Here is a 10,914-nt window from a genome sequence, read left to right on the forward strand (position 1 = left end):
TAAGAGAGATGCAGGTTGCATCAAAAGGTGCTTTTCTAAACACACAATTGAAAAGCAGGCCCAATAAGGCATTGAGCCTACTTTGGTAATCGTAAAAAAACAGCATAATAGAGTAGGGAAAAATTTGCTAAAAGTAATTAGCACTCATCCGGGAAGGTTTAGGCAAATAATCTGAGAAAATTTACTTTTCCATTTTATCCAATTTGAACAAAATAGCCCTTTCCGTCAAAAACGTTTAGGACAAGAACTGTACCAAAATGGAATAAACATAACCGAAACAGGCAAATTCAGCAGGTTATAGCCCAAAATATACTGATTGTAAAATCAAAAGTGAAGAAAAGCTATGGCGTCAAATTTCGTGCCATTTTATGGCAGCCTCAATCGAGCAAATCAGGTCTGCGCGTACGTGTACGCTCCAGCGATTGCTGAAAACGCCAATCTGAAATTTTGGCATCATGGCCTGAAAGAAGAATATCGGGCACTTTCCACCCCTCAAAATCGGCAGGGCGAGTATAGACCGGCGGAGCCAGCAGGTTGTCTTGGAAAGAATCGGTTAAAGCAGAGGTCTCATCGTTCAACACACCGGGAATGAGACGAATAATAGAATCGGCAATGACACAAGCGGCAAGTTCTCCGCCCGACAATACATAGTCGCCAATGCTGATTTCTTTAGTAATAAAATGTTCACGGAGTCGTTCATCCACTCCTTTATAATGGCCGCACAAAATGATGAGGTTCTCAGCCATCGACAACCGATTAGCCGTTTTCTGTTCAAATCGTTGGCCGTCGGGAGTCATGTAAATGACTTCGTCGTAATTACGTTCTGACTGTAGTTGACGAATGCACTTGGCAATCGGTTCAATCATCAATACCATTCCCGCGCCGCCGCCAAAGGCATAATCATCCACCTGCCGTTGTTTATTGGATGTATAATCACGTAGGTCGTGTACGTGCACTTGTGCGTGGTTGGCATCTTGTGCGCGTTTCAAAATGGAATGAGCAAAAAAGCTATCCAGCAAACGCGGCAAACAGGTGATGATATCAATGCGCATAATTATTCCTGCTCGTCTTCTTGTCCGTCTTCGGGAGTGGTTGTTTCTTCGGTATATACATCCAATAATCCTTCCGGCAATAAAACGTGAAGGATTTTTTGTTCACGGTCAACCCGCAAAACAATGTCATCGTTAACAGGAATCAATACTTCATTTCCACGGTAATTCATCGCAATCAAATCCTGCGTAGACATCGTATAGACCGTTGTAACGGTGCCGAGCGCGCCCAATTTTTCATCTAAAACCTTAAAACCGATGATTTCATGGTAATAGAATTGGCTTTCGTCCAGTTCGTCCAGATTTTCTTCGGGTAAAAACAACGCACAGTTGATCAAAGGAGTAGCCGCTTCAATGGACTCAATGTCCTCAAATTTCACAATGGCCTTGCTTCCTTTTTGAACGTTGATATTTTTGATAAAATACGGCACAAGCTGCCCTTTTATTTCCACAAATACCGAGTCCAGTTCATCGTAATCTTCCGGATAATCAACGTCCAGAAAAATGACGACTTCCCCCCGCGTCCCGTGGGTACGGGTGATATGTCCAAGTTGAAAACAATCGTTGTACTGCATAATTTTTAATTAAAAAAAATGGTATGAACCCTTGGAAAAGAGGCTCATACCATTTAGGAAAGCTTTCACAATTATTCAGCAGCTTCTTCGGCAGGGGCAGCTTCTTCAGCAGCCGGTGCTTCGGCAGGAGCTTCTTCTACTACGTATTTTTTAGCGATAGCAGCAGCACGAGCTTCATTTACTTTACGCTCAGCTTCCAATTGTGCTAATTTAGCATCCGCTTGTTTTTTGTCCAAACCACCTTTTTTGGTTTCAACTCTTCCAAGCTTTTCTTGTTTCCAAGCTTCGAAACGTTCGTCAGCTACTTCTTGGGTAATGGCACCTTTGATTACACCTACCTGTAAGTGTTTACGGATCAATACACCTTCGTGGCTCAGGATAGAACGAGTAGTATCAGTAGGTTGCGCACCGTTAAGGAGCCATTTTACCGCTTTTTCTACGTTCAAAACAATCTTAGTTGGATTCGAGGTTGGGTTGTATGTACCCAATTTCTCAATAAAGCGACCATCACGTGGTGCTTTAGCATCGGCTACAACGATGTCATACATAGCCGCTTTTTTGCGTCCACGACGCGCTAAACGAATTCTTACCATGGTATTTGCATTGGTTTACTTATGAAGGATCACGTCCTTCGGATGAAACGTGCCGCAAAAGTACGGTTTTTTTATAAAAAATAAAATAGATATTCTCCACAAAAAGAGAAATAATCAACATACACCCGTCTCAATATCACAGGATTCGCCGGAAACAACCGGTGCCTGAATCGGTGCTTTGAGCGCAATTTCGGGCAATGCCTCCAAAAACAATTCCGTAGGCTGCGCTCCCGAAACGGCATATTTATCGTTAATGATATAGTACGGCACTCCGCTTACGCCCATCAAACGATTCTGATACAACTGCTTATCCAAGTGCTCGGTGCCTGCATCGGTGGTCAAAACTTCACGCACTTTTGTACCTTCCAAGCCAATGCTTTCGGCGAGTTGCACCACCGTATCGGTTTGGGTCAGATCCAACGCATCTTCAAAATAAGCTTTGAAAAGTGTTTCTACCATTTCCAATTGTTTGCCCTGTTGTAAGGCATAACCGATCAAACGGTGCAATGCATGCGTATTGGGCGCCATGATTTGCTTTTCCAAATGAAAATCTAACCCCTCTCCCGCCGCTACATCCGACACCTGACGGATAAGTTGTTCATAACGTTCTTCGCTGCCAAATTTGGCGATCAATCGTTCTTTGTGGTTTTCACCTTCAACGGGTGTATCCGGAGAAAGTTGGAAAGGTAAATAGCGAAGTTCAAACGTGTAATCGTCTTTCAATTGCGCCACGGCTTTTTCCAGTCGGCGCTTTCCGATATAGCACCAGGGACATACTACATCAGATACAATGTCTATTTTAAGATGTGGTTTCATTGGGGAATTGTTCAATTTCAATTCAGCGATAAAACACCGTGTTCTATCACCTATTGCGGTTATTGTTTAATTACTTTCAAAACCCTTTCATCCTGATTATCGTTCAATTTTAAGAAATAGCCACCATTGGTCAATGGCGGAAGCGTAATCTTTGTCGTTGCCTCATTGGCAGTGGCTAACTGTTGATACAATACCCGTCCTGCGGTATCTATCAGGCGGATATAAACATTTTTTCCGGCAAAAAAAGTACCCCAATGGATATTTACTTCTGAAGTTACACCCATTGGATTGGGATAAAGAAAGACATCCACGGGTTTTGTCCAATCAGGAATAGCTGTAACAGGGTATCGGTCTTTGGCCACCTGAACAGCATTTTCAAACGTCGGAATTCCGTATCCGTACAGTGGTGTCGGTGCGCTGAAACGGTCGCCGGCCCGACGAATACAGTCAACTACCTGCATGGCAGTAAGATGAGGTTGAGATTGCCAAAAAGAGGTCACCAACCCCGCAATCAACGGTGCCGAATACGAGGTTCCGTTTCCGGTCGTGACCGTACCGTTTTGGTTGGAAAGCGTTGTCGCCTGCCCTCGGGCAGTTACATCGGGCTTTACCCGGCCATCCGCCGATGGTCCAAATGAGCTGAAAGAGGCCGCTACCCTTAAACTGTTGACCGCCCCGACCGCCAACACAGAATCGCCGTCGGCCGGCGCGCCGATGTATTTCCAGGCGCTGCTTCCTTCATTTCCTGCCGATGCCACTACGACCATGCCGGTACCTACCGCCCAATCTGCCGCCCGTGTCACGAGTGTGGTACGGCCGTTCATGTCGGCATAAGTGTAGCTATCGGCAGGATTATCAAATTCATTGTATCCCAATGAGGTACTGATCACATCCGCGCCCAAACTGTCGGCATATTCAGCCGCGATCAGCCAATTGGCTTCTTCCAAGCGTGTTTCTGTAGCGGCATCTTCGGAACGTAATAATAGAAATGAGGCACTGAATGCGGGGCCGATCAGCGAACCCGGCAAATAACTTGCCATGATGCTGAACACGTTGTTGCCGTGCGAATCATCTTCGTAAACACTTGTTTCTTTTTTTACAAAGTCGTAAGTACCGATCACACGCTTTGTGTCGAAAATCGGTTTCAGGGCAGGGTTGGTATTTGAATTTTGAAAGCCACCGTCCAGGATCGCCACTAACTTTCCGGCACCGCTGTAACCGCGATCATGCATGACATTCGCGCCCAGCATTTCAATTTGATTCTGCGAAGAGCCATAATCCAAACTCTCCTGCCCAAATTTGTTGTTGGTCGTTTTGGATTGATTTTCTGCCGATAAACGGGCGTTGGACAATGCTTTATTGAATTCAATACCACTTACAAACGACAGGGCGCGAATGGCGGTAAGTTGAGCCGCCGTAGCCTCTACCAACACGGCATTGAGCCACCTTGATGTGTACCATATTTTGGCACCCGTTTGCCGAATTTGCGTAACGTACGATGGCGTGACCGGTAAATCCCGTGTTTTTACGGGAATATTTTGGCGTTGACGCCGCTCAATGGAGCGTTGGGTCAGGAAGGCTTCGGGTTTATCTACCGTATAGGTGGTTCCTGTTTTATCTTTCAATAACACGAGGTATTTGGCCTGTTGCGCCTGCGCCGTTGAAACCAACAACCAACAAGCCATCAGCCCATAAAAAAACAGCGTTCGCAGGTTCAACTTCCCTGTCTCAAACTTAGTATGCAGTAAACTCATCTTCATAACTGACCCAAATTACTTTTAGTATTTCCTTTAAAACTGACAACCCATCTGCTATTCTTTTCCCGAATTCTTAAAACGTACATACTGACGAGTTCCAAAATCGATCTGCGCTTTTCCCACACAGGCAGGCGTAGAAGAGCAAAACTGCAACAGAATACGTTCGCGATATACCAATCCAACGTCGGCGGCATATATTTCGATACGTTTATCCTGATTGACGAGCGTTGAATCATTCTGTTGGATGACCGTTGCGGTGCGGTCAAAGGTTGTTTTTGCCAGTATATACGATTTGTTTACGTTTGTCAGTTCATAATTATCTTCTCCTGAAGTATTATAAATATTCCCGTTCCAAACCTTTTTATCGGCAGGCGGGAACATCATCTTTACGTACTCCTTTCCGTTTTCGTTGCGCACGGCGTGATCTGCTAACAATCGCAGGGTAATCGTCGAATCAGGCTGCCAGCGTTGACCGTCTGCGTTGCGCCGAAAACGGGCAATACGATACGCGGTCTTTCCCTCCGGGTCGGTATAACTTTCCGCAATGATTTCTTTCCATTGATAGTGACGAGTGGTTACTTTTCCGCCCAATGCATATTCTTCTTCGTTTACCTCATATTCAACAAAACGCCCTGTTTCAGTAGGGAAAAATGCCGCCCCTGAAGGCTGATTTCCACAATCATCGCAGGCCGGCCCGGTACAGCCTATCGCCCCTCCTATCAGCATCAGGCAAACCCCCAACCGGGTTAGGGAGGTTGTTTTATTACTAAAAAAAAACAAATTCAATAAATAGTGCATATATTAAGGCTACGACTTCCCGACTGAATTTCTAAAATTAGAATTAAATTAGAATTAAATTAGAATTGAAAAAAATCGGAACAAATATACACCCTAAAAGATTCTTAGTTAGAAGAACGTAATTATTTAAGCACCCAATCCAAACGTCATCAGCAACCATAGTTGTTTTTTCTTACCACTCATCCATCAATGAATTCTCACTACATAAAACAAATAATTGAGCAACTGGTTTTGGCAACGGGTCAACCGGTAGTGGCTCAAAAAAATAAAGTAGACCTGGTTGAGCAAGAAAGTACGTACACCGCCAAAGACATTGATCGTTTTATTGAGGAACTGAGTCATGCTGCCCGGCTAAATGACCTAACCATCATTATCAACAATTGCCCGACGGAACAATTTGACGCCTTGGTCAACAGTTCAGCTTACCCGGTCCTGTATTTTGAGCAACTGACGCTTGGGCTCACGCCCATCATTGGCGGCAGCAATTCTCAGGGCAAAAAAATTGCCTGGTCGCCCGTTATTACTTACGAACCTACCGAGCAGATTTCCATTAAAGACCCGTTGCTTTTCAAGGACCATCCGGACCCCGCAAAAAATGGGCAGGTGCTGTACATCACCGCGTTTCCGATGCAGCCATTGGTCAGCGATGACAGTTCATTACGCCAAGCGGAGCAGGAAGTCCTCTCGCCTATGCAACGGCTCCTGCGGTTGCTTCGCAACGAACGAAAAGACATCGGATACATTTATTTTTATGCCGTGGTGGTGGGGCTTATCAGTCTTATTCTGCCGTTGGGAGTGCAGGCTATTTTCAGTTTGGTCTCCAGCGGGTCCATTTTCAGTTCGGTTTACGTATTGATGGGATTGGTAGTTGTGGGATTGGTGGGGAGCGGCATCATGCAGATCATTCAGGTCACGCTGGTAGAAACCCTCCAAATGCGCATTTTTGCCAAGGCGGCGTTTGAGTTTACCTACCGCGTTCCGCGCCTCAACTTTGAAGGATTACATCAGGACAATCCGACGGAGCTTATGAACCGCTTCTTCGATGTGCTGACTGTCCAAAAATCGTTGCCCAAGTTTTTGATCGACCTGACCGGTGCCGTACTTCAGATCATTTTCGGGCTTTTATTACTGTCGTTTTATCACCCTTTCTTTATTGCCTTCAGCTTTTTTGTACTTTTTATCTTCTTTCTGATCGTTCGTCTCAATGGCCGTAAAGGTCTGGAAACCAGTATCAAAGAATCTAAGTACAAATACCGGGTGGTAGCTTGGCTGGAAGGAATGGCGGGTACCCTGTTTTCGTTCAAAACGGCCGGAGCTACCAATTTGCCCATCCAACGGATGGATGGTCTGGTGACCAATTACCTCACGTATCGAACCAAGCACTTTAAAATTTTGCAGGGATTTTATTATTATGCCTTGATTTTCAAAGTATTGGTAATTGGCGGATTATTGGTCTTAGGAACGTACCTGTTGGTCAATCGTCAAATATCGCTTGGGCAATTTGTGGCTTCTGAGATTGTCATTGTGTTATTGACGGGAGCGGTTGAAAAGCTTTTTTTAAGCATTGATGTGGTCTTTGATCTGCTTACAGCCGTTGACAAATTGGGTTATGTCAGCGACCTGCCGCTCGAAAAAGACGGCGGTTTTAAATTCAATACTCCTCAGCAGGGAATGACCCTCAAAGTCGGAGGCTTACAGTACGCCTACGAAAATTCGCCCAAAAAGGCGCTTAAAAATATCCACCTTGACATACGACCGGGCGAGCGCATTTGCGTGACGGGGCAAAACGGCTCCGGCAAACATACACTCTTTAAAGTATTGTCGGGCATACTGACCGGCTACGAGGGCAGTATACTTTATAATGGCATCTCCCTGCGTGATCTGGACATGAATGTGTTGCGAACGCACGTGAGCATGAACTTCCCCAATCAGGAGATCTTTGACGGCAGTATCCTCGAAAATCTGACCATGGGACGCGGAGGAATTACCCTGGAAGAATTGCATAAAGTGATGGATCGACTGAATTTAACGGACGAGATCGCCCAACTTCCCGAAGGGCTCAGCACTCCGGTCATTTCGGGAGGGCGCCGATTCTCGTTGAGTTTTGTGACCAAGATCGCCTTGGCGCGTTGTTTGTTGACTCAACCTAAATTGATGCTCTATACCGATGCCCTCCGCGAAATCGAGCGCAATGAACGACTTCGCATCATTGACCTGTTGACCGACCCTGCCAATGCCTGGACGCTGTTGGTTTTATCCAATGAGCCTGAATTTATGGGTGCCTGCGACCGGGTCATTGTCATGGATGAAGGGCAGATCATTGCCGAAGGGCCTTATAAACATGTTTTGAAGCACCTTTCGTTACCTGAAAATTAAACGGCCTGATTAACATACCAAAACAGTATGCTGAACTTATCAAAGCAACGGGTCAACATACCCGCCATAGAAAAAGAAGTTAATTCTCTCAATACCCTCCATTCTCCCAAAACGGCCAGAATCGTTTATCGTTGGATCTTAGGCATTGTGATTGCTATGTTGTTGGTGATGTTTTTGCCGTGGCAACAGAATATCAACGGAAAAGGCTACGTAACGGCGCTGACCCCGCAGGATCGGCCCCAAAATATTCAGAATGCCGTGGCCGGGCAGATAGCCCGTTGGAACGTCAGAGAAGGAGATTATGTCAAAAAGGGAGATACCATTTTGGTGATTACGGAAATCAAAGATGACTATTTTGACCCGCAGGTTTTGGCCCGAACACAGGAGCAGATACAGGCCAAAATCGACGGGATTGCCGCCTACAAAGCCAAAATTGAAGCTACTGATACCCAAATCTCTGCCCTGCGCCAAGGACTTCAATTCAGTCTGGAAAAAGCCCGCAACAAGCTCATTCAGGCACAAATGAAAGTGCGCAGCGACAGTGCCGATATGGTGGCTGTCAATCGCAATTTACAGATCGCCAAAGAACGCCTTGACCGCGCCGAAGTGATGTATAAAGAAGGGACGATTTCGTTGGTAGATGCCGAAACACGGCGGCTGAAATTTCAGGAAGACCAAGCCAAAATGATCGCCCAGACGCAAAAACTCAGCATTTCACGCAATGAATTGATCAACGCACGCATTGAGCTGAGTTCCGTGGAAGCCGACTATCGAAAGGAAATTGCCAAGTCATTTTCTGACCGCAGTACGGCATTATCAAGCGTGGCCGACGGCGAATCAGAGCTTTCGAAGCTTCAAAATAAATACGAAAATATTCGCATCCGGCGCGATCAATACGTGGTCCGCTCCCCTCAGGATGGTTACGTAGTCAAATCTCTCAAAGCAGGTATCGGTGAAACCATCAAAGAAGGCGAGTCTATTATTACCCTTCAACCGCGTCAACCCGAATTGGCCGTGGAATTGTACGTCAAAGCCATGGATCTTTCGCTGATCACGCCCGGGCGCCACGTGCGGTTAGAGTTTGACGGTTGGCCGGCCTTGCAGTTTTCCGGATGGCCGGGCACTTCCGTCGGAACCTTTGGCGGCTCGGTGGCCATCATTGACCGCGTCAACAGTAAAAACGGTCAATACCGCCTGCTCATTCGGCCTAATCAGGAAGGAAATGAAAACGAAAAATGGCCTGACCAACTTCGCATCGGTTCGGGCGTTAATGGGTTTGTGATGCTCAAAGACGTGCCTATCTGGTGGGAGATCTGGCGGCAACTCAACGGCTTTCCGCCCGATTATCTTTCTGATATTTTACCGGACGAAGGAGAAAAAGATGCCAAGAAATAACCAACAAAGCGCCGATATTGATGAATTCAAAACATAATTTTATCCTAAAGATCATCAACATCAGCGTTCCAATGTCATGAAAAAAACAGCAACTCTGATACTCATAGTATTTCACACTTGCCTATGGGCGCAAACCGACACGGCAAAGGTGTTTTCGTACCGTGATTACTACGATCTGGTGCTTAAAAACCATCCGGTTTTGCGTCAGGCCAATTCCCTTTCAGACCAAGCCAAGGCTGAGTTACTGATGGCAAAAGGCGGATTTGACCCTAAATTGGAGGTTAATTTTGACCGTAAATACTTTGAAAATAAAACCTATTTCAATTTTTGGGACAATCAACTCAAAGTACCGTTGTATTGGGGAGGCATTGATCTAAAGGCAGGTTTTGAGCGAAATATAGGAGATGTACTCGGTACCGATATCCGAACGCCGATTGATGGGCTGAGTTATGTGGGGTTTAACGTACCTGTTCTGCAACGCTTTGTCATCGACGAACGCCGCGCCACGCTCCAAAACGCCCGCATTTTTCAGAATATCGCCGAAGCCGAGCGCGTCAAAATGGTTAATAAATTGATCCTTACAGCGGCGAAAGAGTATTGGGAATGGTATTTTGCGTATCGTAATCAACTGCTTATCAAAGAGTTTTATGAACTTGCCAACCAACGGTTCCAACTTGTCAGCAAGCGCGTCATTCAGGGAGACCTGCCGGCCATTGATACTGCCGATGCCCAAGTGACCCTGCTCGACCGTCGCGTCATGTTTGACCAAGCTACGGTCGACCTTCAAAATGCCCGTTTGAGACTCTCCAATCATCTTTGGGATGCCAACGGTGCGCCTCTCGAACTGCCCGAAACAGCCGTTCCCCAACTAAGTGCCGGGCAGGTCATTGATGCTGCGGCCTTGGCCAATTTGCTCGAAGCCGCGCGGCTTCGTCACCCCGAAATCCGGAAACTTGACCTCAAAGCCCAACAACTCAACGTAGATGAGCGCTTGGGGCGCGAAATGCTCAAACCTCGCTTTGACATTGGACTGTCATCGCTCAATTATATGCATCGCCATTTGACTAATTCTAAAATTCCGGATACGGGGACTTTTCCCGCTTTTTATAAACTCAACGTTGATTTTTCTCTGCCTTTGCTGTTTCGAAAGGAGCGTGGAAAATTAGAAACCATTCGTGTCAAACAATTTCAGAATACGCTCGAATTGCAGCAATTGCGAAGGGAGATCAATAATGATGTTCAGGCGGCGTACAATGATGTCAAAAACCTGGAAGGGCAAATCGTTCAGCAGCAAATTGCGGTACAACGTCAGGCCCAAGTGCTTCGGGCAGAAGAACAGCGATTCAGCATCGGAGAAAGTCAGTTATTTCTGGTCAATCAACGCGAATCCAAACTCAACGAACTGAAAGTCAAACTCGAGTCTATGAAGTCAAAATACGAAAAAGCCAAAGCCACACTGCTGTTTGCCGCCGGAACATTTGAGTAAAGTTAAAAGTGTAAAGGTTAAGGAATCAGTGTACTATAAAAACAAAAAAAAGATCGCTTCGCTTTCTCT

General features: G+C 45.9%; 9 protein-coding genes. 3 read left to right on the top strand and 6 right to left on the bottom strand.

The genetic code is table 11. The features are described from left to right. Positions 1–377: 377 nt before the first annotated feature. The 6 genes from trmD to ACQY73_RS05650 all read right to left on the bottom strand — a co-directional run bounded on the left by trmD (position 378) and on the right by ACQY73_RS05650 (position 5,516). Positions 378–1,052: a tRNA (guanosine(37)-N1)-methyltransferase TrmD gene (trmD, locus tag ACQY73_RS05625; protein ID WP_428662652.1), complete on the bottom strand. Its 675-nt coding sequence runs from the start codon at positions 1,050–1,052 to the stop codon at positions 378–380. 2 nt (positions 1,053–1,054) lie between these two features. Further along, on the bottom strand, positions 1,055–1,624 hold the full coding sequence (gene rimM, locus ACQY73_RS05630) for a ribosome maturation factor RimM (RefSeq protein ID WP_428662655.1): 570 nt from the start codon (positions 1,622–1,624) through the stop codon (positions 1,055–1,057). 71 nt (positions 1,625–1,695) lie between these two features. Then, positions 1,696–2,217, bottom strand: coding sequence for a 30S ribosomal protein S16 (locus ACQY73_RS05635; RefSeq protein WP_428662657.1), 522 nt, complete (start codon positions 2,215–2,217; stop codon positions 1,696–1,698). Between the two features lie 114 nt (positions 2,218–2,331). Then, a complete protein-coding gene (locus tag ACQY73_RS05640) occupies positions 2,332–3,033 on the bottom strand; it encodes a DsbA family oxidoreductase (RefSeq protein ID WP_428662660.1) in 702 nt (233 codons plus the stop codon). Between the two features lie 59 nt (positions 3,034–3,092). Next, the gene (locus ACQY73_RS05645; protein WP_428662662.1) at positions 3,093–4,793 is read right to left on the bottom strand and encodes a S8 family serine peptidase; all 1,701 of its coding nucleotides are present in this window, start codon (positions 4,791–4,793) and stop codon (positions 3,093–3,095) included. Positions 4,794–4,844: 51 nt separating this feature from the next. Then, positions 4,845–5,516 (bottom strand): hypothetical protein, encoded by a 672-nt coding sequence (locus ACQY73_RS05650; protein ID WP_428662665.1) that lies wholly within the window; start codon positions 5,514–5,516, stop codon positions 4,845–4,847. A 261-nt stretch (positions 5,517–5,777) separates the two neighbouring features. Here ACQY73_RS05650 and ACQY73_RS05655 point away from each other — a divergent pair, with 261 nt between their 5' ends. The 3 genes from ACQY73_RS05655 to ACQY73_RS05665 all read left to right on the top strand — a co-directional run bounded on the left by ACQY73_RS05655 (position 5,778) and on the right by ACQY73_RS05665 (position 10,845). Continuing rightward, positions 5,778–7,964 carry a peptidase domain-containing ABC transporter gene (locus ACQY73_RS05655; protein ID WP_428662668.1) on the top strand — a complete coding sequence of 729 codons (2,187 nt, stop codon included), beginning with the start codon at positions 5,778–5,780 and terminating at the stop codon, positions 7,962–7,964. A 27-nt stretch (positions 7,965–7,991) separates the two neighbouring features. Continuing rightward, the gene (locus ACQY73_RS05660) at positions 7,992–9,359 is read left to right on the top strand and encodes an HlyD family secretion protein (RefSeq protein ID WP_428662671.1); all 1,368 of its coding nucleotides are present in this window, start codon (positions 7,992–7,994) and stop codon (positions 9,357–9,359) included. A 76-nt stretch (positions 9,360–9,435) separates the two neighbouring features. Beyond that, positions 9,436–10,845: a TolC family protein gene (locus ACQY73_RS05665; protein WP_428662674.1), complete on the top strand. Its 1,410-nt coding sequence runs from the start codon at positions 9,436–9,438 to the stop codon at positions 10,843–10,845. Positions 10,846–10,914: the final 69 nt, after the last annotated feature.

Origin of the sequence: Runella sp., assembly GCF_965279615.1 — a bacterium.
In the GTDB taxonomy this organism is placed as follows: Bacteria; Bacteroidota; Bacteroidia; order Cytophagales; family Spirosomataceae; genus Runella.